Raw genomic sequence first — 24,957 nt, 5'->3', positions numbered from 1 at the left:
GGAACGTTCCTCCCGCGCTCCCAGCCTTAGCGCCTGAAGGGAATGGCTATATGATGTTGCGCCCAGCCATGATGCTTGCCGCGCTGGCGGTGACGGGATGTGCCGCCGCCAACGGGCAGACGATCCCGGTTGCCCCGACCACGGCCCCGCTCGGTCCCACGAGTCCGCCCAAGACAATCGCCAAGGTCGCAATGCCGGCGCCGGGGACGACCCGCGAGCCGGGTCGCGAGCGTGGCTGGCAACTGGTCTGGTCGGACGAGTTCGACGGCTCTTCGGTCGATCGCGCCAAGTGGGACTTCGACAGGGATTGCTGGGGCGGGGGCAACAACGAGCGGCAATGCTATACGGACCGCAAGGCGAATGCCGCGGTCGGCGGCGGCTTCCTCACCATTACCGCGCGCAAGGAGCGCTTCACCGGTCCCGCGGTCCCGGCGCACATGCGTCCGGCGAGCGGCGAGGCGGCCGAGGCGACCAAGGACTATACGTCGGCGCGGATGGTGACCCGCGGCAAGGCGTCGTGGACCTTCGGCCGGATCGAGGTGCGGGCCAAGCTTCCGGCCGGGCAGGGCACCTGGCCGGCGGTCTGGATGCTGCCTGAGGACCACACCTACGGCCCCTGGGCTTCGTCGGGCGAGATCGACATCCTCGAGGCGGTCAATCTCGGGGTGACCTGCGCCGACTGCCCCGGCGGGCGAGAGAATACGATCCTCGGAACACTCCACTTCGGTGGCAAGTGGCCGGCCAATGCCCTCAACAGCACCGAGACCAATGCGCCTGACGTGCTCGACGGCTTCCACACCTACGGGATCGTCTGGGCGCCGGGCCGGATCGACTGGACCTATGACGGGCGGGTGTTCGCGACCAAGCGCCGGGGCGACTGGTGGAGCGCGGCCTCGAAGAGGCCCGACGCGCCATTCGATCGCCCCTTCCACCTGATCCTCAACCTCGCCGTAGGTGGCGGCCTTGCTGAGGAGCGCGGGCTCAAGGGGGTCGACTCGACCATCTGGCCGCAGACGATGAAGGTCGACTGGGTCCGGGTCTGGCAATGCCGGCCCGACGGGACTAGCGGACGGTCCTGCCAGGGAGACCGCTGACCCGATGCCGAGAAGGCGCCAAGCCGTCACGATCAAGCATGTCGCCGCAGACGCCGGAGTCTCGCTTCAAACGGTAAGCCGGGTCATCAACGCCGAGCCCAACGTGCGCGAGGAGATGCGCGGGCGGGTGCAGGCGTCGATCGACCGCTTGGGTTACAGCCCGTCCATCGCTGCGCAGCGGATGAGCGGGTCGCGCTCCTACCTCATCCTGACCCTCAACGACCGCGACCGGACGATCGAGGCATGGCGCGCGCGACAGGGCTCGGACTGGGTCGACCAGATGCTTCTGGGCGGCATGCTGAAGTGCGCCGAGCACGGCTACCGGATGCTGTTCGAGCTGGTCGACACGCACGACGACCATGTCGAGCGCGAGCTTACCGCGACGCTCGCCGCACTCCAGCCCGACGGGGTGATCCTCACTCCGCCGCACTCGGACAATCCGAAGATCACCGCCTTCCTCCAGAGCCGTCGCGTCCCCTTCGCGAGGATCGGGTCCAAGGGGAAGGCAGGGGGCATTCCGCTCGTCATGGGCGACGAGGATGCAGCGCGCGACGCCACGCGCCGGCTCGTTGAGCTCGGTCACGAGCGCATCGGCTTCATCGCCGGGTCGAAGGAATATTCGCTGAGCGAGTGGCGAAAGGCCGGCTGGCGCTCGGCCATGGCCGACGCCTCGCTGCCGCTCGACGGGCTCTGCGTCCGCGGCGACTTCAGCTACGAGTCCGGGCTTGCCGCGGCGCGTTCGCTGCTCGCGCTCGAGCGCCGTCCGACCGCGATCATCGCCAGCAACGACCAGATGGCGCTCGCCACCCGCGACGTCGCCGAGGAGATGGGCATCGCCATTCCCGAGACCCTCTCGCTGATCAGCTTCGACAACACTCCGGTGACGACCTTCGCCAATCCCCCGCTGACGGCGATCGACCAGCCGATCGCGGAAACCGTGTCGCGCGCGGTCGAGCTGCTGATTGCCGCCTCGCGGGGCGAGGAGCTGCCGCACCTGCCGGTCATCGTCCCCGCGAAGCTGATCGAACGAGGCTCGACCGGACCCGCGCCGCTTGCCGGCTGAGGACGAAGCCGGCGCGCTCCAATCGCGGCGCTTCCTGTGGCTCTATGCGCTGGCCTCCGCAGGCGGCTCGATCGCCTACGTCCCCTTCCTGACCATCCTCCTGCCGATGCGCGTGACTGCGATGGCGGGGAACGACGACGTCGCCTGGCTCGCCTATGCGACCTTCTTCGGGGCGATCGCGGCCAGTCTCTCCAACATCGCCTTCGGCTGGGCGAGCGACCGGACGAGGCGCCGGGCGCCGTGGATCGCGGCGGGGCTGTTGGCCTCCTCGCTCCTGCTCGGCGCCTTCGGTTTCGCCCGAAGTCCGGCTGCGATCATCGTCCTTCTGGTCGGCTGGCAGCTTGCGCTGAACATGATGCTGGCGCCGCTCGCGGCCTGGGCCGGCGACCATGTCCCCGATGCGCAGAAGGGTCGGCTCGGCGGGCTGCTGGCGTTCGCCCCGGCGGCGGGAGCGGCAGCGGGGGTGCTGGTCACGCTTCCGGGACTCGCCTCGGCTGACGCGCGGCTGTGGCTGGTCGCGGGACTGGTGGTGCTTTGTGTGATGCCGGTCCTGCTGCTTGGTCGGCCCCGGACCATCGCCGGGCTCGCCCGCGAGCAGGAGATCGAGCAGTCGGATGCGCAACCCCATGGCGAGGTCGTCCGCATGTGGCTTGCGCGGCTGCTGGTGCAGGTCTCGGAAGCCGCATTGTTCGCCTTCCTCTTCTTCTGGTTTCGGGCGATCGACCCGGAGATGACCGATGCCCGGGTCGCGCAGACCTTCGGGCTCATCCTCCTCGGTGCGGTGCCACTGGCATTGCTGGCCGGGCGCTGGGCGGACCGCCACGACCGTCCATTCGCGCCGCTCACCCTCTGTGCCGCCGGCGCGGCGCTGGGTCTCTCCGTGATGGCCGCGGCGCCCGGGCTTGAGGCGGCCCTGGCCGGCTATGTCCTGTTCGGCCTCTCGGCGTCGATCTTCCTCTCGCTGCACAGCGCGCAGACGCTCCGTGTCCTTCCCCGCGCCAGGCATCGCGGACGCGACCTCGGCCTGTTCAACCTGACCAACACCGGGCCTTCGCTGGTCATGCCCTGGCTGACCCTTGCCTTGGTCCCGGCCTTCGGCTTCACCGGCCTGTTCCTGGCGCTCGCCGTTTTCGCCCTCGCGGCGACCCTGCTGCTGCTGCGCATGCCCAACCTTTCTTCACCGCTTGCAAAGGCCCGGGACGCATGCGAGACCGTTAATTGAGAACGTTCTCACAGGGTGGGTGGTAGCGTGACGACGCAAATGACGAAGCTCCTTGCCGCAGCGGCGTGGACCGGTGTTCTGGCCGGCTGCGCGACCATTGGCGCTGTCGAACCCATGGGTGCCGGGCCGGCACCGACGCCGATCGCGACGGAGAGCGACGAAGCACGGATCGCTGCTCTGCTGTCGCGCATGTCGCTCGAGCGCAAGGTCGCCCAACTGATCCAGCCGCAGATCAACTCGGTCACTCCCGAGGAGATGCGGACGTACCGCTACGGAAGCTACCTCAACGGCGGCAACGGCGGTCCGTACGGCAACGAATATGCACCGGCGTCCGACTGGCTGAAGCTTGCCGACGAGATGTGGGACGCATCGACCGCGCCGCTTGCCAATGGCGAGCCCGCGATCCCCGCGATCTGGGGCACCGACGCGGTCCATGGTCATACCAATGTCGTCGGCGCGACGATCTTCCCGCACAACATCGGGCTCGGCGCGGCGCGCGATCCCGACCTCGTCCGCCGCATCGGCGAAGCGACGGCGGCCGAGATCGCCGCCACCGGCATCGACTGGAACTTCTCGCCGACCGTCGCGGTCGCGCAGGATGACCGCTGGGGACGGACCTACGAGAGCTATTCGGAGGATCCCGCCATCGCCGCCGAGATGGGCGCGGCATTGGTCCACGGTCTGCAGGGCAAGGCCGAACCCGGAGGCCGTATCGGCCAGGGTCATGTCCTTGCCACCGCGAAGCATTTCTTCGGCGACGGCGGGACGACGCAGGGTGTCGACCAGGGCAATGTCGACGGCGACATCGCCCGGCTCGAGGCGATCCACGCTCGGCCCTATCCGGCGGCGATCGGCGCCGGGGTCGAGGCGGTGATGGCGAGTTTCAACTCGATCAACGGCACCAAGATGCACGGCAACAAGCCGCTCCTGACCGGCCTGCTGCGCGGTCGGATGGGCTTCACCGGGGTCGTCGTCGGCGACTGGAACGGGCATGCGCAGATTCCGGGCTGCACCAACAGCAACTGCCCGCAGGCGCTGCTTGCCGGGCTCGACATCTACATGGTGCCCGACGACGCCAAAGCGCTGCACGCCAGCCTGCTGGCACAGGTCAAGGACGGCACCATCCCGATGGCGCGGCTCGACGAGGCGGTGGGTCGCGTCCTCCGAATGAAAATTCGTGCCGGCCTGCTCGATGCCGGCGCCAAGCGGCCGTCGCAGCGGGTGCATGGCGGTGACCTCGCCCTTCTCGGGTCGCCGGCCCACCGCGCGATCGCGCGCGAAGCGGTGGCGAAGAGCCAGGTGCTGCTCAAGAACGACGGGGTGCTCCCGCTCAAGCCCGGTGCCTCGATCCTCGTCGCGGGCCGTGCCGCGGACGACATCGCGCAGGCCGCGGGCGGGTGGACGCTGACCTGGCAGGGCGGCGAGGACCTGACCAACGCGTGCTTCCCCGGCGCGACCTCGATCTGGGCGGGTCTCAAGGCCGCTGCGACCGAAGCCGGAGGCTCGGCCACCCTGTCGCCCGACGGCCGCTTCGATGCCAAGCCCGACGTCGCGATCGTGGTGTTTGGCGAGAAGCCCTATGCCGAGTTCGCCGGCGACCGGAAGGACATGGTCTTCGCCGACAGCGAGGGTCTCGACCTTCTGCGCAAGTATCGCGCCGCCGGGATCCGCACCGTCGCCGTCTTCCTATCGGGCCGGCCCTTGTGGATGAACCGCGAGATGAACGCCGCCGACGCCTTCGTCGCAAGCTGGCTTCCGGGCAGCGAAGGGGCAGGGATCGCCGACGTCCTCTACGGCCGTCGTCCCGCGACCGGGCGCCTTTCGTTCAGCTGGCCCGCCTCCTGCACCGGGCAGCCAGTGAACGGCCCCGACGGCGCACTCTTCCAGCGTGGCTACGGGCTCTCGCTGAACCAGTCGGCGCCCGTCGCCAGACTGTCCGAAAGCTGCGCCATCCTCGACGCCCGCTCCGCCGACTGGTTCGATCTCGGCCGGCTTGGGGCCGGAATCACCGCGCGCGGCGGCGATGTCGCGCTGCCAGGCCTGCGTGGCACGGGTGGCGGGATCACCGCTCGCGGCATTGATCGCAATCGTCAGGAAGACGCGCGCGAGATCGTTTTCGCGCCGGGATCGACCCTGACGCTCACCGACCAGGGCCGCGCCACCGGCGGCTTCCGCCTTGTCTACGAACTGGCCAACGCTCCGACCGCGCCTGTCACGCTGACCACCGGCGGAAAGGCGCTCGACATCACCGCCGGACTGACCACCTCGGCGGGCAAGGGCTGGCGCGAGATGATCGTCACCGGGGCCTGCGCGCCCGGCAACGGCCGCACGCTGTCGATCACCAGCGCCGGACCGCTGACCCTGCGCATCGCCAAAATCGCGCGGCAGGACATTCCGGCGGGCGTGGACTGCTCCTTCTAGCCGGCGGTTCGATCCGTCACTGGCGGTGAATGGCGCACCCGACATGACAGAGTTGGGCACTCTGATCATTGGACTATTTCCGTTCAGTTGACCCGCTAGCGTCTGCTTAGCGCCCATTGCGGTCGTTCAAATCGACCGATCAGGTATCAGGAAGCGGTCGTTCGTTCAGCGAGACGCTTTTCCGCTTCCGACCCATTGCAGACATTGGCTGCTCACACAGGAAGGCCTATGCTTGGTTCGTGCTTAATCCGTGCATCAGAAGAATAGCCGACGGCATTTGGACAACGGATTCTTACTTCAGGGCTTTGGGCTGCAAAGGCAGCCTCCGGATGACGATCATCCGCACGAAGAGCGGGTTGATGCTCTATTCGCCAGTGAGGCTCACCGAGGAACTTGCGGGGGAGCTCACGACACTTGGCTCGGTCAGCGCGATCATTGCGCCGAACCTGTATCATCACATGTTCTTGCGAGATTGTGCGGAATTGTTCTCCGACGCCCGCATCCATGTTCCGCTAGGTCTCGAAGATAAGATCGGCAAAATCCACGGCGCTGAAGTGATTGCGGAGACGACCCGCTTCGCTTCAGATGTCGAGCAATTCACGGTCACTGGTCACGGGTTGCGCGAGACTATTCTCTATCACGCGCCTTCCGCGACCTTGATAACCGCTGACCTCCTCTACAACTACGCAGGAAGGCAGTTTCCGGCTGAGAACATGTGGTTCAAACTCGTTGGCTGCTACGGCAAGCCGGACGTTGCCTTCTACCACCGCTTCTCAATCAAGAACCTAGCATCCCTCATTAGCCTCTTGGATTGGGTGACTGCACGAGACGTCAAGCGCGTGGTCATGAGTCACGGCGACATACTCTACGATCCGGCGGCCGGATCGATCTTTGTCCAAGCTTGGAAGCGTCTCTTACGACTTGAAGATTAAGGCGATCCCGAACGTCCGCTTTCCACCCAAAGCAGACATTAGATGCCCAGCCACTCTAGCCCATGAGGCAGCCGAGCGGCGGCATAGTCGACCTGTAACACGCGTCGGCTTCTTGGAGACGCGGCGGCGTCGGAAGCGTGCAGGATGGGCGTGGAGTAGAGCCACACGTCGCCCGCATCTGCAACGCATATGGACGTTCCACACTCGTCGACCACGGCGCTGATCTGGTTCTCAGGTATCCGCCCAAGCCGATGCGATCCCGGCGCGATTATCAAAGGCGCGTTCGTCGCGGGAACATCATCCAGATGTGCTCGCAGCGTCACCATCCCAGCAAGAAGCTCGATTGGCGGTGCCACGTGAACCATTCCAGCCTTGATGGTCCAGGGACCAAAGCCCGGCGCCTCCCGTCGCTCTTTCACGCAGATGGTTCGGTCCTGGTGCCAGCCTAGAGCCCAGTTCGTTTCGGGAGACTTGTTGAACAGAATGGCCCTGACCGGTCGCGCCTCCTGACCAAGGATCGCGCTCGCAAGCGCTCCAATGCACCCGGTGGTCTCCAAAAACGCACTGAGGCCCTCAACTTGGTGGAGGCGTATTCCTGCTGCGGTGGCTCCAATCGGCTCTAGTACCTGCAGCAGATCCGAGAGGCATGGATGCAGCGCACCCGGAAAACGCTGAGCCCCCGCACGGGAGAAATCATCAAGGTCGAGGGCGCTCACGGCCGCTAGCTATGCTGCCAGGCGAGGATGACGCAATGTCCGATATGGGTGGAAAGCGGACATCATCGACTTGCCGATAAGCTGGGTCAAACGTGCTCCTTCAGCACGTCAACGTGACCTGAACCGCAGCAATAGAGGTCCAGAGCAATCGCGGCTTCGACCGCTGCCCGCACCCTCTCAGGGGCAAGCACCTGAAAGGACTTTAAAGCGTGCTCAGCGCCAAGTGCATAGTCGCTGCCTGAGCCGCGTGCCCAGAGTGTGTCTTCGGGAATGCGCGAGTAAGCCAACGCATCGTCTAAGTCCCAGACCTCACCTCTTGGATGAAGGAGAAGGCACCAGACACCAAAGCGAAACTCTACCTCGTCATCGTCTTTCTGCCCGATGCCGCTCTCGGAAAGCACAAGCCGTATCCTGAGAACCAGAGCTTCGATGCTCTCGCATCCGTCTGCGAAACGCTCACGGTGCTGACAGAGGATGGCGAACGCTGCCGAAGAGCCAGATACCCCCAAGAGCCAAGGACCGAGCCACACCCAAGGATAGCCTTCTCCCGGCATCGGCGTGTCGCCCACGGTGTGACCGTCGTTGTAGCCGAAATGCACGGTGTTCTTCACGGCCAGAGCGGCAAGAATGGTCACGTTTTTGGTCCCAGAGAGCAAGGCGGCGGCTCACGCCTACACGATGCGGAACCGGATTGCTTGAATGTCTGCAATGGGTCGAAAGCAGACGCTAGGCAGGAATGTCCGCTCTGGGTCGTAAGCGGACGTTCGCTCTCTAGCTTAACGAGCGGCCGCGTCGGCCTGCCTAGCGCCTGACAGCCGCTTCCGGCCACTTGCCGACGGTCAGGCCGGCTTTCACCAACCGTCTGCTGATGGTGGCAAGCGGACTGGCAGCTTCTGGGTGAGCAATGCCGATAAGCTGCCGTTCGTGCAGGTGGACCAACACGTCGGCTCAGCGCCCATTGCGGACGATCAGGGCCACAGTTCGGACGCCAAGAAGGGGCCGTTCATTCAGAAAACGGTGAATGACCAATTCCGACCAAATGTTTACATTCACGAGATCGCGCCAAGTTGGCTGGCCGAACCTTCGTTATGGGTGGAAGGCTGACGCTAGCATTTGAGCTGACTTGGACTCGGCCCAACGAAGTGCCCGTTGCGCAATTCGTAATGGTCTCGGATGTCGGTGCCGTCGACGACGATATCAAATGAATGGTCGCGCTCGACGTTTGCATACCACCCAGGTCTGGCACGGACATAGATCGTGCCACGATCCATCGGCCCTTCGGGTCGCAACTCTATGTATGTCACCCACGGACATTTTGCGTTCCCACTGGAGCGACTGCTACGCACGCCGATGAGGGGATAGGTGGTTAGCTGATCGTTTAATGACGAACCGTTCGAAATAAGCTCCCCTCGTTTCGCGTTCGCGCCAGTTGGCCAAACCAACGGCCAGCGGCGCCTGGCTGTGATCCAACTTCCCTTCTCCCTGAGGTAGGCGACGCCGACGCCTTTTAGGCAGTCGTTGCAATAGGGAAGTGAGTCGGGAGGATAGCTTCTCGTCACGAGGACGGGGCCGAAGCGGGTATCAACGACAAAGTAAGATTCCGTTCGATATGCGACGCCGTTGATGGTTTCGCGCTTGTCTCTGGCGGTGCCGAGGACGGCCACAGCGGCACTTCCCAAGCGTGGAGAGTCCGCTAGCCTCAGGTCCCGGCAGAATTTGCCAACAGCTACGGGTGCGAGATCAATCATCCTTTGATTGTAGATCTCGACATATTTGTCAGCTTCGTGCCGGCATAAGTGGTGGCTGGGCGGGCGGCTCAGCAACATTGAACTTTCTTCACTGGTGTAAGTGAACCACTTTCCGGTCTGCCGATACTCGGCGCCGAAATGCTCACATGCGAGGGGATAGCTGGTGTCCGGGCCCGGCGGCTCATCTGGCCAGTAGGTGACGCCGATTGGTGTTGCGTCACCTCTGGCGAAATCTTGTTCGGCATCTGCCCGGGGGTCGCGTTGAGCGAGTTCGACAAGACAATGCTTTGCACTGGCCTCAGCTGACTCAAGCCGGACCTTTTCATGCGCGTCGTAAGCGCGCCATCTCACGTATTTTCTGAGAATGTCGGGGTATGCCAAGGCCGTGAAGGCAACCGACGCAAGGCCAAGAGCCGATGCCCATGCTAATAGCCTCATCCCCCTTGTCTGGACGTGATGACCTTTGGTCCAACCGAAGATGCAGCAAGCGATCAGGAAAATGCCCGCCAGCACGGCGACCACTTCATGGCGCTCCGGTCGGAGCCACGCTACTGCTACAATATTGCAAGCAATGATCAGGCTGAGCGATAGCGCCGCCGCGCCTCTGAGAAGCTTTCTCGCCAAGAAGTAGGACAGCAAGCATTCCACGATGCCGATGCCTAGAACAAGCGCCAGGTCGAATGGCAGAGTCGGATCGAACAAGCTTGGCGCAGGGCTCGCGCTGACAATACTCAAAAGCTCGGCCTATATTCGGTCATTCGCCCGTTCTTCCCCCAATTTCGCGGCACCATCATGTTTCAGGCTGGAAGCGTCCGCAATGTGTCGAGTGCAGACATCCGCATGACCGATGAGCAAGCGACCGCTTTCGCGAAATGGCCGCGAAGGTTGGACGGTCTGCTGACGGCCAGTTCCAGCTAGTCGGCTCAGCACCCATTTCTGACGCTCCGACAATTGCCGCCGACACCCCTAAGCGGACACTCTTCGCGCTAAGAAGCGATTTTCCCAAGAAAGGCTTTCGGGGCCCCTTTGCTTTCCTTGCCCGAAGCAATCGGACAAACACAGGCCCGTTAATATTTGAATGCCACAGATGCGTAGAGGCGAGGAGTTCTGACCGTGTGGCGTTGGATGGCAATATCGGAGGCGCTGCTCTTGTCCGCCTGCGGACTGCTTTACCCATCTGACAAGTTGCGGCACCGGATCACGGTGAACGTGGATACGCCTGCTGGCATTCGCGAGGGCAGCTCGGTGATCGAGACACGAGTAGAAGAGGGCAAAAGCTGGGGCGATGCTTCGGGCACGCGGTTCCGGCTGAAGGGCGAGGCCGTGGCCGTGGATCTTCCCGGAGGGCGCACCTTGTATGCACTGCTACGTCCAGCGGATAGCGGCCTGGGCGATGCCAGCGGCTATCAAACGCGGCTCCTGTGGGAAGCGCTACGCGGCAGAGGGTCGTCGAGCGCGGGGGGTAATACTTCGGCAATGGATGTCATGGAAGCGCGAGCGGCGGCGAAGGAAGCCAAGGTAAAGCTGGAGTTGCCAGCCCATCTCTATCCTCTCCTGGTAACCTTTCGCGATCCGGCGGACCCCGCCTCAATCACCCGTGTGGAGCCTAGCCAACTAGCCGCTCACTTTGGGGCGGGAGTGCGGCTCCGAGGCATGGCGGTGGAGGTGACGGATGCGGCGGTAACCGAAGGACTTGAAAGCCGACTACCGGATCGGTTTTGGCGGCGATGGGCTGCGACTCATAAAGCACAGATGTCGCTAAATGGAGGCATCATGCGCAACCCGTTCTTCCAATCGCTTGCGGGCAATCTCTCCCGCAACGACTTCAGAGAAGGCGAGAAAGGTCCGTAAGCTTTTCTAAGAACGGCTTTCTCGCCGAATGAGCACTTTAAAGCACCAGCACCACCGAGCGTAACTCGCTTGGCGGACTTAGCTAGCCACGCTTCGCTCGTAGGCCTTGAAAGCCTCACGCGTCCGCCGCGAACGCATGATGACGCGGCAGTAGGTCCGGCGCTCGGCGTTAGTCAGCGGCCGCATTGGCATTTCTACGTACACCGACGAGATGGCTACGCCGTCGGCCGGGTCGGTGTCCGACGCGGGCGTTGGCCGCGTTTGAGCCGTGACACCGAGGCGGTAGTCGACCAACTCATTGAACCCTTCCACGAGGGCGGCGTCGAGGCGCGAAGGTCCCATGTAACCGACAGCGCCGACATCCTTGTCGCGTAACTGGCCGATCGCTTCCGTAAGGTCGACGACCGTAGGATCGAAGCGTTCGCAATCCTTTTCGCGAAGGTGAGGCAGCCAGCGAGAGTCAGTCGGGTCGGGATCGCGCTCATTGACTATGGTGATCGGTTCGAACGTCCCAGGTTCTCGCGCCGCCCGTTGCGATAAGGGCTGTTGGGGCTCGGACGCGCGACATCCGGTCAGGAAAAGGACGACAAGGATTGCGCCGCCGATCGAGCGGGGGGACCTATCGTTCATTCTTGATCGCTTGGATCGCCGCCCTCATGTCCGCCTTCTCGCGTTTGGTCAGGTGCCGCGCCGGAAGCCGGATGTCGGGCATGGGCGTATCCATCCCCGTCTGGTCGCGGATCTCATGCCACCGTTCAGCGAAGATCGTTCGCGTCTCGGCGAGCAAGGTCCGCTCTTCTTCGGTCGGTCCTGCATAGGGCGCGGTGACCAGGGTTGGCGCATAGCCCGACTTCACAGCCGGCATCGAGAGTGCCTGCGAGGCGTCCGCGAGATCGTCGATGTCGGCGCCTTCGACTTTCGCCGAGCGCTCGCCCAAGCTTCCCTTGACACCAAGCTGCAAAGGGCCACCCGGTCCGCGCTTGGTGCTCATCTCGGCATTGAAGCTGCCGGACAAGGTAAGCCCCGCCATCGCGATCATCACGAATAGGAGGATCACAAAGCCGATGAAGAGAAGGCGTCGCCGCTGAGTTACCATGACGAAGGGATAGCCCTCACCCCTTGCGATTTGCTTGACGAGCTCCAATCAGTCGATCGGTCAAAGCCGGAAAGTCGTTACATACACGGCCCCTTGCTGGGGACACGGTTGCCCTGTCGTCGTCGCCTCAGCGTTCATAGGCGACACATTCACGATGTCTCAATCATCGTCCCGCTTGGATCACCGGCGTTTGACGGATTTGAAGAAACACCGGAGATCAAATCTTTGTCCCTAGAAGACACCAAGTTCGGAGCAGACATCCCGCCGTTCATAACCCGCGCCGCTCGTGAGCTGCGTCACGAATTCGAGCAAGGAGTGAGCGCGGTGTTTCTCGCCCGCGCCAAGCTTAGGGTTTCAATAAACGGGGCATATAGCGACTCCTACACGGACTACCACATCGGCTTCTGGCACGACGAAGCAATCACGCCAGGCAAGACGACAATGCCGTTCCCCGATTATCTGATCAAACGATGGCAGATGTACGGACGATTTCACGGGCAGGTTCAGGATTTCTGGTCCGAAAACGAAAAAAAATTAGTACGTCTTTCGGCTAAAGTGATGTCCGAAGACGATGTTGCCGTCTGCACGGTCTGTGCGAGCACCTCTACCATACAGACAAGTATTCAGAAACTCGATATTCTGGCTTCGAGAAGCGATATTCCACCAGCTGATCTTTTCTGGGGGGGCATTCTGGCGCTCTCCAAGCTGGACTCCTGGAAGCAGCTGCCCGCAGATCGAGGTGCGGGACATGCGACCTTCCGCCTTCAGGTCGCGATCGATGATGCGTCTCACGTCGAGGTGCATTCCATCCTGACGCGGGATCTTCGCCAATGAGCTTCGCTACTTGCATCGAGCGGGACGATTGCCTGCGGTGCGGCCTGTTCGCTCTCTTACCTTGCGGAACGCTCAGCTAGCTAAGCAGGCGTAATATCGCGGTCGCTTGCTATGGGGCGACCGGGCAATTCTTAATGCGTCAGGTAGGCATCGGACTTTTCTTTCGAAGTCGGTGAGAGCCTTCAGGTCAGGGATTGAGCCCTCGCGTGAAATCATAGGAACGCAGCTGCTGCGCAAGGGTCGGTGTGGGTGTAGGTTCGAAATGGGAATCGAGCTCTCGGCCCCTTTGAATGCCGAGCCTGTGCAGTCTGTCGCCGATGGTGATAGTGACTCTATCGAATACAGCTTCAACGCTGACGCTCTTCAATTGATACCCCGAGCCCAGGACGGCGGCAAAGTCATTCGGCATGAGCTGCTGGACGGTTTTGGCGTTTGAGTTATCATGGAAGGTCACGAACATCGGCAGGTAAAGCGGTGCATCCCCCGAGCCCTCCGGCACCCTCGGCCACAACTCCACTTTGTCGTGGCTCGGACCCGATCTCTTCAGCACATCCCAAATAGTCGAAGCGGCATAATCCAAGTCCCCTTGTTGGCTCCTCAACAAGGCGAAGACGGTCTTGCCCGGCGCGACGTCGATCTGGACCGCTTCTCCCCGAAGCTTCCAGGTGTACCCTCCTTCGCCGAAAAAGGTGCCGCTCTTCGGGATGAAGCGGACCTCTCGGACTGCGTACCCCGTCTTTGGACCCGACGGTGTCTCGACCGTCACGGTCATCTTGTAGCGCGTGCGCTTGTCCGCATCGCATCCCGATACAGCGAAGAAGAGCCCGGCCATGATCAGGATGGATAGCCGCCGCATCATGCCTCGAGAGCTTGCACCGATTCATCATGCACAAAAATAGGAAATTCCGGCGGTAGCTTAGTAGGCAGGCCTTACCATTTCCAAGATGGAGCGGTCGCCGGCACGCGATATTTCAGAGAGCAGCTCTGAGCATTTGAGCGCGAGCCACCTGCGCTAGGCCTGCATTTGGTCGAAAGCGGACATTCGCTGAGGCTCACTAGATGGCAGCTCTAGCCAACAGGATAATGACGTTTGCTCTCGGGCGCCCGACGATATCTCGTTGAATTGAGAGGATTCACGAATCGTAAGGTCAGGTTTGTCAGGATCAGAGACTTTGGGGGGGGGACTAAGCGCTTGCCGGAATTAAGACAGATCCTCGGTCGCGGATGGCTATTCACGACATTCGCCGTCTTGCTTTGCACGTCACTTGCTGGATGCAGGCTGCCACCGTCCACTTACCCGCCGATCCGCTATCGCTTAGTTGCCGAGGTCCAGACACCTCAAGGCTTGAAGACGTTTTCTCGGATTCAGGAAGTCACGTACCGGCGTCCCCCGCGCGGCTACACGATGCGGGGTGAAGCGGTCCCAATCGCACTTCTGCCGGGCAAGACGGTATTTATGACTTTGAGGTCGGAAACGCACGTGGATTGGCTGGCGGACGCGATCCTGGCCTTCGACTGGTCCGGTAAAGCAGATGAGGACAAACCCGTCATGCCGGCAGATCGTGACGCGTATGATGAGAGACGTTTCAGCGAAATTCGCATCAGCAGAAGGCCCAATGTCATCTGGCAGCGTGACGGAAATGGCGGCAAGATCCCGCCCTCGTCGCTCGGGCCGCCGATGCTCGTCTACTTCGATGACATTGCTGACCCGCACACGGTGCGGCAGGTCAAGCCGGGCGAGTTCGATAGATATTTCGGAAAGGGCTTTGATCTCGTATCAATCAAGGTGGTCGGTACCGATGAGGACGTGAATCTCACAATCCTCAATGTGCTGCCTTGGATTGCCACGCTGCAAGGTGACTTGGAAAGGGAACGAACCTTTGGAAAGCCACTGAGCGAAATCCCACCCGAGCAGCTGCTGACTGCCTCGGCATTCATCCTCGACCAGAAGCCATGACCGACATAGCGCACCGACAGGGCACTGCAGGACCGCTGGCGGAACCTTGAGCTTGGTCATCTGATCGGTTGTCCGTTCCCCTCAGCGCGAGACTTCGAACATCGGTCTCGGGTTGAAAGTGGACGTTAGGATTGTTCCGCTAGTCGACTGTGATGCGAGCAGAGCCCTTCAAGCGCGGACGGGTCGCGGCGGCTGCCGCCACCATTGTGCTTGCATCTTGCAGTCAGTCCGCAGGCCACGACCCTTGGGCGGGAGACCGGCGGACGGCCAACCCTCCGCCGCAGCCGCCAGATTGCCCCCAGACGAGGGAGATCAGGAATCTCACGCTCAAAGACGGCCGGATCGACGATGTGCGGATCCTGCAAGTCGATGATGTGAAACTATACGTTCCGCGGGCCTGGTTCGGTCAGATGAACGTCGACACCGAGACCAACGGATCGAGCTCATCGAGCATCGGTATGTACGATCCGGACCTCGGCAAGTCCGAGTGCCCCGGGGTGGTCCACAGGTTCGTCAGCAAGCGGGCGATCTTCGACCTATGGTTCAATGTGGTCGTTCGAAGGTCGAATGCTCCGCTTTGGGTTGGTCCAAATTTAGCGTCGACATCCGCGATCGCGAATATTCGGATTGCACGGCCGAGAGGCGTGACCGATCCTCAGGCCAGTACAGGTCGCGAGTTCAGCGAACAAATCATCGATTGGCCGACCCCCAGTTCGCCATCGGCTTACATCGTCGTGAAACAAGACCATTTGGTTGCCATCTATCCCTGGTCGAGAGCCAATCCGCCTGGGTCTATGGCATGGAAAACTGCAAGTGCCTCGGTTCGCGAACTCGTCGATTGGCTTCGCACTCCGCCAAACAGGCGCGACAACGCTCGGGTCTTCGAACTGGGCGGAGATCGAAAGGAATAATGCGTGGTGCCAGCGTGGCTGGCTGGAAAGCTTATCTTCGATGTCCGCTTGAGGTCGAAAGCGACATTAGCCCCACCGATGAACCAGCGGCCGCTTTCGCGACCTACCAGCGAAGACCGGTCGTTCCGGTTTCGGCCAAAGCCAGCCGTCATGATGCGACAAACTCTCCTCGCTGCTTACGCGAAATAAATGGTGTCGCGTCTAACGCGGACCGATGAACGCGATTTCCTCGATCGAGACAGCCCTGCCGCGAATCCCATTCGAGGCGGCTCGAGACGCTGCCGCGGCGTGGCGGGGCCGGTGCCTCGACGTGTTCGCTCGAAGTGAGGCGGCGGTCACAGAGACCCTGCTTGTCTTGGCGGCGGTCAAGGGGCGCGGCGCTTCGCTCAAATTGCCTCACCTGGTCGGCCAGCGCTACGATGCCCTTTCGCACGCAATAGGTGCCGGCGGCGCGTTTGCGGACGAGGGCACGGCCGTTGCTCAGGCTGTGGCCGAGTTCCGGAAACACGACGGGTTCCGGACCCAGATCTCGCATGGCGTGTTCACCGTGACGCTCGATCATCGAGGCCAGTGGCACCTCGTCTCTCGCGTCCTCGCGCTTCGGACAGGCCGGGCGTCTCGGGACTTGTTCGTGACGGAGCAGACCGAGGCCGCCGCGATTTTGGCATCGTTAGAGAAGGACGGCAGTCGCCTGCGATCGGTTCTTGGCCAGCTTCGGCACCGCGTTCGCGAAACCTGAGGAACGGCGCAGCGGTGAAGGTCGGCTTGTGCTCGATCAACGCAGAAAGCGGACGATCCGCATTCGGCCAATTGCCGCCACTTCTTGCAACTCCTAGCCGAAACTAATCTGACCTGCAGGGAGCGCTGAACTACTAATACCCAAAACCATCGTCTGGAAGCTGGGTCTGAGTTGGCGAGGCAATCTGTGGTGGCAGTATCGGTGTCTGAGACAGACTGATTGCAGCGAAGCCAGGAATGGCCAAAGCCAGTACCGCAACGAACAGACGCATCACTCATCACCTTTGCTGTGGATGATGGAGGTCAGCGTGCGATGTGGCGCTTAGTTGCAAGAGTTACACACCCGCACCTATGAGCGCCAGCCGGTAAGACCCAAAACTCGTATATGTTTAAGCTATTTCCCCGAGAGCCGGACCAGCCGCAATCGGCCCAATGGCGGTCACAATGGTCGGCGAGCTAAACTTCAAGTTTCTGTATCGAGCTTCCTTGCTACGATGCTTACAAGGCGCTCAGTTGGGTACGGCTTCGGCAGGAAGCTCCCGTGGTCAGGTAAGTCTTCATCGGCAATGGTCACCGCGCCAGACGTAACAATTAGTGACACGTCCGGGCGTCGGAGGCTTACCTCATAAGCCAGCCCAAGTTCGTCCATTTTGCCCGGCATGCTTACGTCGGTAAACACCAGGCCAATGCTGGGATGCTCACCCAAAACGTGCAGCGCTTCTTCTGCATCTGCCGCCTCCCAGGCCATGATGCCCTTATCGACGAGGGCATCTGCAGCGACCATCCTGACGAGGGGCTCGTCTTCAACGACGAGAACTTCCTTGGGGTTAGAAATTGTCATCGTACCCGAACTGCGCGGCGCAAAAGCCGTTCCGAGCGTTGCGCCTGCGACACGGGAAATCTGCCTGAAGTGGCCCACCGTTTAGCGCCGGCTTCTTTGGGTCGCCAACTAGATCCCGTCCTTCCGCTTGCCGCCACCTTTTACGATCAGTTGCGCATCATGGGCGTGACCCGTCAAGCAGCGGCGATCACGTCGAAACTCCGAAAGTAAACCGCAGGCGACTGGGGCAAGACCTGGCGCGCGGCGCTTGGCCCCGCGCCTCGCCCGCGTGCTTTTCGTGTCGGTTTTGACGCAAGAGCGTAGGCAGAGGAAAAAGGGCAGGGGTCAGTGACGCATTTAGACGCACCTAGGGCCCCATCTTTTTGCCGCACCCAATCGCTCATGCCGGAGGCCGCAGATCCCTGAGCCGACCTTCTGTGATCCGCCTCAGGTCCGCTTGTGGTGGAAAGCAGACCGGCAGCTTGCGAGTGGATTGAGGGCAAAGCGGACACCTGTTCATTCGGCGTCGACGTCACTGTCAGCGGCTTAAACGGCCAGCCGATCACACCTCCGGCGCCATAAAGCGGCTGCTTATGCAGCTATGCCCGTTCGAGCTTCTTCTAGTTCGAGTAGTCACAGTTAGTTCGTTCGGGACGGAAGGAAGATGTGAGAAGAGGCGTATGCCGGCTGGTTGCGAAGGCATCATCTATTGTGCAGAATGTTCGATGTGAAAGATGACTTCGCTGTGCAGGTCGCTGTTGAAGGCCGTGATGCGGAAATCGAGGCGATCTTGCTCGAGGTCTGCCACACCACGCGCATGGGCTTTATTGCCGTTGCGCGGGTAACGGAGTCGCGCTGGGTTGCTGCGCAAGTCCTCGATCGCATCGCGTTCGGGTTGAATCCGGGTGACGAACTCGACGTAAAGAAGACGATCTGCGACGATATTCGGCAGTGCGGCAAGGCGATCATCATTGACCGGGTGGCCGATGATCCGGAATGGCGCACCCATCCGGTTCCAATGATGTTCGGCTTCGAAAGCTATGCCTCCGTACCCATCGTGTTGAGCGATGGAAGCTTCTACGGCACGCTTTGCGCGATCGATCCCGAAGAACGCGTGCTGAGCGCAACGGAAACAGTTGATCTGCTGAATCGCTGTGCCGCCCGGCTCGGCGCCATCCTGTCGAAAAGGAAGAGCTAGTCGCGGCCACGGGTCGGAGCCGATGGTCAGGCAGGCCCGCAGGAGCGGCACCGGCTATCGCTTGCATCCGATCCTCAATCGCATTCTAAGTGTCTGATCTTCAACCGAGGTGTTTCACCTCCCACCGGTCAGCCTTTCGGCGGAGCTGGTGCTGTCGGGTGCGCAGCTCTTCCTTTAAGCCAGTCTGGATGATGGTTCGCTTCATTCAACAAATCGCCCGTCGGCGGCTCAGGGACGGCACTGCCGATTGCCATGAGCGCGTGGACGCGCTCTTCTCGGGCGCCGATCTTGGAAGCCGAATTGGGTACGAGCGATTTCTGGTGGCCCAGGCGACCGCCTTTCTGCCGGCAGAGCGGAGCCTCGAGGAAGGCGGCATCGCCGCGGTGCTTGGCGACTGGCCGAGCCGGCGACGGTCGCACCTCATCGCACAAGATCTGAGAAAACTCGGCCAGCAGCTCCCGAGCGGCGAAGACGCACCGACGCTGAACGGCACGCCTGCCCTCCTGGGTGGTGCCTATGTGCTCGAAGGACCGCGGCTGGGTGCGGCATTGCTGCGCCGGCAAGTGCCGAGCCACCTTCCGGTCGCCTTTCTCTCGAGCAACTATCCGGGCGCCTGGCGCACCATAGTCGAAACGCTTGACGAGGATCTCCGCGATTCACACGCCATCGATCAGGCCATAGAAGCTGCACGATCGGTGTTTGCTCTTTTTGAACGCAGTGGGCAGCAGATGAGTGTCAGAAGGATTACTGATGTTGCCTAATCCAGAACCTGTTGACCTGACCAATTGCGACCGCGAGCCGATCCACATTCTCGGCGCAATCCAACCGATCGGGTTCTTGCTGGCGCTGACGGCCGACTGGATCGTGGCGCGCGCATCGGCAAATGTCGGTGAGTATCTGGGCCGCTCGCCCGAGCAACTGATTGGCGAGCCTTTATCCACGTTCCTGTCGCCCAAGGTCATGCACGACCTGCGCAACCGGACGGCCATGCTTCGTGGACCCGACGCCACCGAACGAATGTTCGGCTGCGTTCTTCTGGAAGACGGCAAGCCCTTCGACATTTCGATCCATATCACCAATGGGCAGGTTGTGATCGAATGCGAGCCGGCTTCGGGAGAGCCGAGCGATGCCAGCGGTACGGTGCGCTCTATGATCTCCCGGCTCGATCAGTGCGCCGATCTCCAGACCTTTTTCCGCGAGGGGGCACGGCAAGTTCGCGCCCTTGTCGGCTTCGACCGGGTCATGGTCTACAGGTTCGCGCCCGATGGTTCCGGGGAAGTCGTGGCCGAGGCCGTCCGCGGCGGCCTCGGGCGATTTCTTGGCCTTCGCTATCCGGCCAGCGACATTCCCGTGCAGGCCCGCAAGCTGTACGAGCGCAATCTCCTCCGGGTGATTGCGGATGTGAACGCCGAGCCGGTGCCGATCGTCCCCACGCTGGACGAGCATGGCGCGCCGCTCGATCTTTCCTTGTCGACGCTTCGATCCGTGTCGCCGATCCATATCGAATATCTCAAGAACATGGGGGTCGATGCCTCCATGTCGATCTCGATCTTGGTGGACGGCAAGTTGTGGGGCCTGTTTGCCTGCCACCACTATTCGCCGCGCTGCCCATCCTTCGAGCGGCGTTCGATCACCGAGCTTTTTGCGCAGATGTTCTCGATGCGCCTTGAAAGCTTCGAACGACAGGCGACCGTTATCTATGAACGGCGCGCCCGCGATATTTCCGATCAGTTGCTTGGTGCCGTCGCATCGGACGAAACGCTCCTCAAGGACCCGGACTGGCTTGCCGATATCCTTACCAATGCCATTCCGGCCGATGGTGTCGGGGTGTGGATCAACGGAAGTTTCGCCTTTTCGGGCCTGACGCCGGAAGCCGACGATTTCCGGAAGATCGTCCGCGCGCTCAATGGGACCGCCTCGGGCAAAGTCTATGCGACCGATCAGATCTCCTCGCTTATCGATGGAGCCGAGGCCTTTACCTCCCTTGCAGCAGGCCTTCTCGCGATCCCGATTTCGCGAGCGCCGCGCGACTATGTCGTCCTGTTCCGCTCCGAGCTCGTCCGCTCCGTGCGCTGGGCCGGCGATCCGCATAAACCGGTTGAATTCGGTCCCAACGGTCCAAGGCTGACTCCCCGCGAGAGCTTTGCCGAGTGGAAGGAGCTTGTTCGCGGGCGCTCGCAGCCATTTTCACCCTCGGAGGTGCGCGTCGCCGAGACCCTTCGCGCGACGCTGATCGAGGTCGTGCTGAGGCTTGCCGACGATGCCTCGGCCGAACGCCAAAGGGCAAGCGCACGGCAGGAGCTCCTAATCGCCGAACTCAATCATCGGGTTCGCAATATCCTTGGCGTGATCCGCGGGCTTATTCGCCAGTCGCAGCCCTCCGATCCGGCGGTGAAGGACTTCGTGGCGCTGGTGGATGGCCGCATCCACGCCCTTGCGAGAGCGCACAATCAGATCACCGACGATCATTGGGGGCCGGCACCGCTGCGCGCCCTGATCGATGCGGAGGCGCGCGCCTATATCGAGCCCAAGGAGCGAATCATCGTGTCCGGTGAGCCGGTCATGCTCAACCCGCAAGCCTTCTCGACCATGGCGCTGGTGCTCCATGAGCTGATCACCAATTCGACCAAATATGGCAGCTTGTCCGGAGATGGGCAGGTGTCGATCGCATGGGACCGCAATGATGCCGGCGATCTCGTGCTGACCTGGGAGGAACGAGGGGGCCCGCCCGTCGCGCCGCCAACGCGCAAGGGCTTCGGGACGACGATCATCGGCAAGTCCGTCCCTTACGATCTCGGCGGATCGGCCACCGTCGACTATGCGCCGGAAGGCGTCACTGCCTCGTTTCGCATTCCGGCGCGCCACGTGTCGGAACAGCCAAAGTCGATCGCCGGATCACCTATTCGCTACCCACGGCCAGCCTACGGTCATCCGACCGAGCCTCCGGAGCGCATGCTGGAAGGATTGGACGTGCTGCTCGTCGAGGACAGCCTGATCATCGCGCTCGATGCGGAGGATGTGCTGCAGCGCCTCGGTGCGGAGAACATCACCACGGCCGCCACGGCCGAAGTCGCTCTGGACGCGATCGACGCCCATCGCCCGGCCATTGCGATGCTCGACATCAATCTCGGCGACCGCAACAGTTTCCCTGTGGCGGACCGCTTGCTGGAGCTCGGCATCCCGTTCCTGTTCGCTACAGGCTATGGTGAGCAGGCGCAGTTGCCGATGGAGCACCGCAACCAGCTCATCGTTCAAAAGCCTTACACGCTTGAGAACGTAGCTCGCGCGGTAAGTGCAATGATCGGAATAGTCCCTCGCCAGTAATCTTTGGCCCACTGTTTCTTCAAGCCTTGTTGAAAGTCATACTGGCCAGGGCTTCCGCGAAAATTGTTTGCTTGGATGCCAAGCGGCAACGTCGATTATCATGCTCGTGCTTCGCCCATGCGCGATCTGGCACGGCTACCGCCTGTTTCAGAACCTACACTAGAGTTCAATCTCAACACGGACGTCGATCATTCGCCTCAAGATAACGCAACTAATTGGTGGGAAGCAGACCGACGGCTTTAGGTTGAGAAGGCCGATTGACTGCCGTTCGTTCAGGCGGAGCAAGATGACGGCGATGCGCCCGAAGCTATCACTGCGACTGGAACCCGCTGCCCACAAGACTTCCATTCATGAGCGGATTGCAATGAAACCGACTTTGCTGTGTCCATCAAACTTCGTCTCACCTACCGCTGACCGGCAGGATTTTTGCCAAGTGCGCCGCAAGATCAGCATTGCGGAAAGGTTTCGTCAGGCGGGGGAGGTCAGGCGAGATGCCATCGACTTCCGCGTATCCTGATACGATCAGCACTGGCAGTCCGGGGATCCGCGCGCGCGCCAAGCTCGCAAGGTCGGCGCCGCTGAGTCCGGGCATGAGGTGATCGGTAACGAGAAGGTCGGGGACCTGCCCGGTGTCGAGCAGCGTCAGCGCTTCATTGCCTGAAGTCGTTTCGACGACATCGAACCCGAGATCGATGAGCATGTCGGCGGTGCTCATCCGCACCAGATCTTCGTCGTCGACCAGAAGCACGGTACCCCGCACCAGCGGTGTCTGTGCCGGTCTCGACGACGGCGCCTGACCCTTCGCGGGCTCTGCGCTGAGGGGAAGCCAGAGGGTGACGTCGGTCCCCTCGTTCGGAGTGCTGTCGATGGTCAGCCCGCCGCCGAGCTGCGCGGCAAGGCCATGCACCATGGAAAGGCCAAGGCCCGTCCCTTTCCCAATGCCCTTAGTCGAGAAGAAGGGCTCCACCGCCCGTCTCAGCGTCGCTTTATCCATCCCAGCGCCCGTGTCGCCGACGCTCAGCCGGACATAGTCGCCGCGCGCGAGGCCGAATGGATGCCCGGCCGAGATAACCTCGCTGCGGGCTGCGATCGTGAGCCGACCGCCCTTTGGCATGGCATCACGCGCATTCACCGCCAGGTTGAGTAGCGCCATCTCGAGCTGGTTGGCATCGGCGATGGCGGGAGGAAGCGCGGGGTCCACGTCGACGCTGAGATCAATGGTCGGCCCGACGGTCGAGGCGATCAGATCCGTCATGCCGCCGACGAGCGTGTCGATATCCACCGCGGTCATTTGCAGCGGCTGCCGCCGAGCGAAGGCGAGCAGGCGCTGCACTAAGGTCTTGGCGCGCTCTGCCGACTGGAGGGCGCCATCGATCAGCCGCCGCTCGCGTTCGCTGCCGATGCCCTTACGCACCAGCATGTCGAGCGAGCCGATGATCGGGGTCAGGAGATTGTTGAAATCGTGCGCGACGCCGCCGGTAAGGCTACCCATCGCCTCCATCTTCTGGCTCTGACGCAAGGCTTCCTGCGCAGCGGCAAGCTCGGATTCCTGCTTCTTTGCATCGCTGAGGTCGCGGCCGACGGCGATGAAATTCTGACCATCGGCCTCTGGCGCGACCGTCCATTCAATCGGCTTCCATCCGCCGTCGGCTGTGGCAATCCGGTTCTGGAAGCGCGCCGGCTCGCGGGTCGCGCTCATCTGCTCGATCGCCGCCAGCGTTGGCGGCATGTCGTCGGGGTGCATGAAAGTCGCATAGCCGCGGGTGAGCAATTCGGCCTCAGTCCACCCGAGCACTTGGGTCCAGGCCGGGCTGACGGCCGACATCATACCGGTGAAGTCCGCTCGCGCGAGCATGTCCTGCGAGAGATTCCATAGTCGGTCGCGCTCGGCCGAACGGGCTTCTACCTGTGCTTCCAGGGTCTCGTTCAACTCGTGCAACGCCTGCTCGGCCCGTGCGCGTTCGACGGCCGCCCAGGTGCGCTCGGCCGCATCCTGCATCAGCGCAATCTCGGTCGCTTTCCAATGCCTCAACTTGCTTTCGTGCGCGTAAAGGAAGGCGACCAGCCGGCCTTCCTTGATCAAAGGCACCGCGATGATCGCCCGCAGGTCGATACTGGCCCACGCGTCGGCTACGCCGGCCCCCGCCACGCGCATGTCCGAGGTGCTGTCGTCCACCACTAGGGTTCGGCCGGCGCGGAGTTCCTCTGCGATTGCTTCTCCAAACCCATCGAGGAGACGGGCTTCGCCAGCTAGGCTGGGCGTGGACCTGGTCCAGTCGCGCGACACACGGATGATCTCGCCATCGGCGTCGATCTCGCCATAGCCGGCCCGGCCAACGTCGAGGGCCGCCCCGAGCCGCTCTGCCGCCACGCGCATCACGCTGATGGGATCGTCGAGGTTCCTGAGGGCCTGCTCTAAGTCGAGACGGAACGACTGGGTTCGTTCGCCCACCACACGTGCTGTCGTTTCGTTTCCCTGATTGAGAATACCGACGATTTCACCGTTCTCGTCGCGGATCGGCGTAAAGCTGTAATTCCAGTAAGTTTCTTGCACCTCCCCGCCGCGGCGCATGGGGAGCATCTGGTCGAAGGCTGCGAAGCCGTCCCCTGTGCGCCAGACCTCATCAAATTGCGGTCCAACGACGGACCAGATGTCGGACCAGACCTCGGCGCCGGGACGTCCGAACGCCCAAGGATGACGTTCGCCAGCAATCGGAGCCCAGGCATCGTTGTAAAAGAGGCGGAGCTCACGCGTGCAGTAGATCGCCGTGGGAAAGCTGGAGTCGACGCAGAGCGATAAGGCTACTTTTAAAGCGCTCGGCCAGTGGTCCGGCGAGCCCAACGGGAAGTCCGACCAATCAAACGAAGTCAGCATCGATTCACTTGGTCTTTGACCAAGCTGGCTTGCGTTAGGCGACGAGGCCTCAGACATTTCACCGGACGAGATCACAATTTCGACTATAACCTATCGAGGGTTGGCGGAAGGCCTGCGCCAAACGCAATATGATTCCCCGGTCCTGCTAAGGGTCAGC

Annotated in this window: 22 protein-coding genes; 14 read left to right on the top strand and 8 right to left on the bottom strand. The window is 62.0% G+C overall.

All coding sequences use genetic code 11. From position 1 onward, the window contains the following. The first annotated feature begins 50 nt into the window (after positions 1 to 50). The 5 genes from ABD727_RS11180 (at position 51) to ABD727_RS11160 (ending at position 6,732) form a co-directional block, all read left to right on the top strand. Complete coding sequence (locus ABD727_RS11180; protein ID WP_344707462.1) at positions 51 to 1,094, top strand: glycoside hydrolase family 16 protein; 1,044 nt, start codon at positions 51 to 53, stop codon at positions 1,092 to 1,094. A gap of 4 nt (positions 1,095 to 1,098) precedes the next feature. Then, complete coding sequence (locus ABD727_RS11175; RefSeq protein ID WP_344707461.1) at positions 1,099 to 2,157, top strand: LacI family DNA-binding transcriptional regulator; 1,059 nt, start codon at positions 1,099 to 1,101, stop codon at positions 2,155 to 2,157. After that, on the top strand, positions 2,147 to 3,379 hold the full coding sequence (locus ABD727_RS11170; RefSeq protein ID WP_344707460.1) for an MFS transporter: 1,233 nt from the start codon (positions 2,147 to 2,149) through the stop codon (positions 3,377 to 3,379). The genes ABD727_RS11175 and ABD727_RS11170 overlap by 11 nt, the downstream gene beginning before the upstream one ends. 39 nt (positions 3,380 to 3,418) lie before the next feature. Then, complete coding sequence (locus ABD727_RS11165; protein ID WP_344707459.1) at positions 3,419 to 5,800, top strand: glycoside hydrolase family 3 protein; 2,382 nt, start codon at positions 3,419 to 3,421, stop codon at positions 5,798 to 5,800. A gap of 239 nt (positions 5,801 to 6,039) precedes the next feature. Next, positions 6,040 to 6,732 carry a DUF4336 domain-containing protein gene (locus ABD727_RS11160; protein ID WP_344708074.1) on the top strand — a complete coding sequence of 231 codons (693 nt, stop codon included), beginning with the start codon at positions 6,040 to 6,042 and terminating at the stop codon, positions 6,730 to 6,732. A gap of 38 nt (positions 6,733 to 6,770) precedes the next feature. Here the strand turns inward: ABD727_RS11160 and ABD727_RS11155 are convergent, their stop codons facing one another. Then, complete coding sequence (locus tag ABD727_RS11155; protein WP_344707458.1) at positions 6,771 to 7,448, bottom strand: phytanoyl-CoA dioxygenase family protein; 678 nt, start codon at positions 7,446 to 7,448, stop codon at positions 6,771 to 6,773. An 86-nt stretch (positions 7,449 to 7,534) separates the two neighbouring features. Then, positions 7,535 to 8,083 carry a hypothetical protein gene (locus tag ABD727_RS11150; protein ID WP_344707457.1) on the bottom strand — a complete coding sequence of 183 codons (549 nt, stop codon included), beginning with the start codon at positions 8,081 to 8,083 and terminating at the stop codon, positions 7,535 to 7,537. Positions 8,084 to 8,345: 262 nt separating this feature from the next. Between ABD727_RS11150 and ABD727_RS11145 the strand changes: the two genes are divergently transcribed. After that, positions 8,346 to 8,552 carry a hypothetical protein gene (locus tag ABD727_RS11145; RefSeq protein ID WP_344707456.1) on the top strand — a complete coding sequence of 69 codons (207 nt, stop codon included), beginning with the start codon at positions 8,346 to 8,348 and terminating at the stop codon, positions 8,550 to 8,552. 2 nt (positions 8,553 to 8,554) lie between these two features. Here the strand turns inward: ABD727_RS11145 and ABD727_RS11140 are convergent, their stop codons facing one another. After that, on the bottom strand, positions 8,555 to 9,898 hold the full coding sequence (locus ABD727_RS11140; RefSeq protein ID WP_344707454.1) for a glycosyltransferase family protein: 1,344 nt from the start codon (positions 9,896 to 9,898) through the stop codon (positions 8,555 to 8,557). A gap of 411 nt (positions 9,899 to 10,309) precedes the next feature. Between ABD727_RS11140 and ABD727_RS11135 the strand changes: the two genes are divergently transcribed. Next, a complete protein-coding gene (locus ABD727_RS11135; RefSeq protein ID WP_344707453.1) occupies positions 10,310 to 11,047 on the top strand; it encodes a hypothetical protein in 738 nt (245 codons plus the stop codon). A gap of 78 nt (positions 11,048 to 11,125) precedes the next feature. Here ABD727_RS11135 and ABD727_RS11130 read toward each other — a convergent pair whose 3' ends face one another. Both ABD727_RS11130 and ABD727_RS11125 read right to left on the bottom strand, forming a co-directional pair. Then, positions 11,126 to 11,677, bottom strand: a complete 552-nt coding sequence (locus ABD727_RS11130; RefSeq protein WP_344707452.1) for a hypothetical protein — start codon at positions 11,675 to 11,677, stop codon at positions 11,126 to 11,128. Then, complete coding sequence (locus tag ABD727_RS11125; protein WP_344707451.1) at positions 11,667 to 12,191, bottom strand: hypothetical protein; 525 nt, start codon at positions 12,189 to 12,191, stop codon at positions 11,667 to 11,669. The genes ABD727_RS11130 and ABD727_RS11125 overlap by 11 nt, the downstream gene beginning before the upstream one ends. On the opposite strand from ABD727_RS11125, the gene ABD727_RS11120 reads away from it, so the two are divergent. After that, positions 12,174 to 12,977, top strand: a complete 804-nt coding sequence (locus ABD727_RS11120; RefSeq protein WP_344707450.1) for a hypothetical protein — start codon at positions 12,174 to 12,176, stop codon at positions 12,975 to 12,977. The two genes, ABD727_RS11125 and ABD727_RS11120, sit on opposite strands and share 18 nt — an antisense overlap. A gap of 187 nt (positions 12,978 to 13,164) precedes the next feature. Here the strand turns inward: ABD727_RS11120 and ABD727_RS11115 are convergent, their stop codons facing one another. Then, positions 13,165 to 13,833, bottom strand: coding sequence for a hypothetical protein (locus ABD727_RS11115; protein WP_344707449.1), 669 nt, complete (start codon positions 13,831 to 13,833; stop codon positions 13,165 to 13,167). Between the two features lie 489 nt (positions 13,834 to 14,322). Between ABD727_RS11115 and ABD727_RS11110 the strand changes: the two genes are divergently transcribed. The 3 genes from ABD727_RS11110 (at position 14,323) to ABD727_RS11100 (ending at position 16,584) form a co-directional block, all read left to right on the top strand. Next, positions 14,323 to 14,934 carry a hypothetical protein gene (locus ABD727_RS11110; protein ID WP_344707448.1) on the top strand — a complete coding sequence of 204 codons (612 nt, stop codon included), beginning with the start codon at positions 14,323 to 14,325 and terminating at the stop codon, positions 14,932 to 14,934. Between the two features lie 410 nt (positions 14,935 to 15,344). Next, a complete protein-coding gene (locus tag ABD727_RS11105) occupies positions 15,345 to 15,845 on the top strand; it encodes a hypothetical protein (RefSeq protein WP_344707447.1) in 501 nt (166 codons plus the stop codon). A gap of 214 nt (positions 15,846 to 16,059) precedes the next feature. After that, positions 16,060 to 16,584 (top strand): hypothetical protein, encoded by a 525-nt coding sequence (locus ABD727_RS11100; RefSeq protein ID WP_344707446.1) that lies wholly within the window; start codon positions 16,060 to 16,062, stop codon positions 16,582 to 16,584. Between the two features lie 462 nt (positions 16,585 to 17,046). On the opposite strand, the gene ABD727_RS11095 is transcribed toward ABD727_RS11100, so the two are convergent. Continuing rightward, on the bottom strand, positions 17,047 to 17,502 hold the full coding sequence (locus ABD727_RS11095; RefSeq protein ID WP_344707444.1) for a response regulator: 456 nt from the start codon (positions 17,500 to 17,502) through the stop codon (positions 17,047 to 17,049). A gap of 619 nt (positions 17,503 to 18,121) precedes the next feature. On the opposite strand from ABD727_RS11095, the gene ABD727_RS11090 reads away from it, so the two are divergent. The 3 genes from ABD727_RS11090 to ABD727_RS11080 all read left to right on the top strand — a co-directional run bounded on the left by ABD727_RS11090 (position 18,122) and on the right by ABD727_RS11080 (position 21,925). Beyond that, a complete protein-coding gene (locus ABD727_RS11090; RefSeq protein ID WP_344707442.1) occupies positions 18,122 to 18,601 on the top strand; it encodes a GAF domain-containing protein in 480 nt (159 codons plus the stop codon). A 188-nt stretch (positions 18,602 to 18,789) separates the two neighbouring features. Then, positions 18,790 to 19,362 (top strand): biliverdin-producing heme oxygenase, encoded by a 573-nt coding sequence (locus tag ABD727_RS11085; RefSeq protein ID WP_344707441.1) that lies wholly within the window; start codon positions 18,790 to 18,792, stop codon positions 19,360 to 19,362. After that, a complete protein-coding gene (locus ABD727_RS11080) occupies positions 19,352 to 21,925 on the top strand; it encodes an HWE histidine kinase domain-containing protein (RefSeq protein WP_344707440.1) in 2,574 nt (857 codons plus the stop codon). Before ABD727_RS11085 ends, ABD727_RS11080 begins: the two co-directional genes overlap by 11 nt. Before the next feature lie 400 nt (positions 21,926 to 22,325). Here ABD727_RS11080 and ABD727_RS11075 read toward each other — a convergent pair whose 3' ends face one another. After that, positions 22,326 to 24,800, bottom strand: coding sequence for an ATP-binding protein (locus ABD727_RS11075; protein ID WP_344707439.1), 2,475 nt, complete (start codon positions 24,798 to 24,800; stop codon positions 22,326 to 22,328). Positions 24,801 to 24,957: the final 157 nt, after the last annotated feature.

This window comes from Sphingomonas swuensis, from assembly GCF_039538045.1.
Lineage (GTDB): Bacteria > Pseudomonadota > Alphaproteobacteria > Sphingomonadales > Sphingomonadaceae > Sphingomicrobium > Sphingomicrobium swuense.
The sequence above is the reverse complement of the archived record's forward strand: the minus strand, read 5'-3'. Positions and strand labels throughout refer to the sequence as shown.

Excerpts from the sequence above, each read along its gene's own strand:
- ABD727_RS11180 (WP_344707462.1), top strand. The coding sequence starts at position 51 with ATGATGTTGCGCCCAGCCATGATGCTTGCCGCGCTGGCGGTGACGGGA.
- ABD727_RS11175 (WP_344707461.1), top strand. The coding sequence starts at position 1,099 with ATGCCGAGAAGGCGCCAAGCCGTCACGATCAAGCATGTCGCCGCAGAC.
- ABD727_RS11165 (WP_344707459.1), top strand. The coding sequence starts at position 3,419 with ATGACGAAGCTCCTTGCCGCAGCGGCGTGGACCGGTGTTCTGGCCGGC.
- ABD727_RS11130 (WP_344707452.1), bottom strand. The coding sequence starts at position 11,677 with ATGAACGATAGGTCCCCCCGCTCGATCGGCGGCGCAATCCTTGTCGTC.
- ABD727_RS11115 (WP_344707449.1), bottom strand. The coding sequence starts at position 13,833 with ATGCGGCGGCTATCCATCCTGATCATGGCCGGGCTCTTCTTCGCTGTA.
- ABD727_RS11105 (WP_344707447.1), top strand. The coding sequence starts at position 15,345 with ATGAACGTCGACACCGAGACCAACGGATCGAGCTCATCGAGCATCGGT.
- ABD727_RS11100 (WP_344707446.1), top strand. The coding sequence starts at position 16,060 with ATGAACGCGATTTCCTCGATCGAGACAGCCCTGCCGCGAATCCCATTC.
- ABD727_RS11090 (WP_344707442.1), top strand. The coding sequence starts at position 18,122 with ATGTTCGATGTGAAAGATGACTTCGCTGTGCAGGTCGCTGTTGAAGGC.
- ABD727_RS11085 (WP_344707441.1), top strand. The coding sequence starts at position 18,790 with ATGATGGTTCGCTTCATTCAACAAATCGCCCGTCGGCGGCTCAGGGAC.
- ABD727_RS11080 (WP_344707440.1), top strand. The coding sequence starts at position 19,352 with ATGTTGCCTAATCCAGAACCTGTTGACCTGACCAATTGCGACCGCGAG.
- ABD727_RS11075 (WP_344707439.1), bottom strand. The coding sequence starts at position 24,800 with ATGCTGACTTCGTTTGATTGGTCGGACTTCCCGTTGGGCTCGCCGGAC.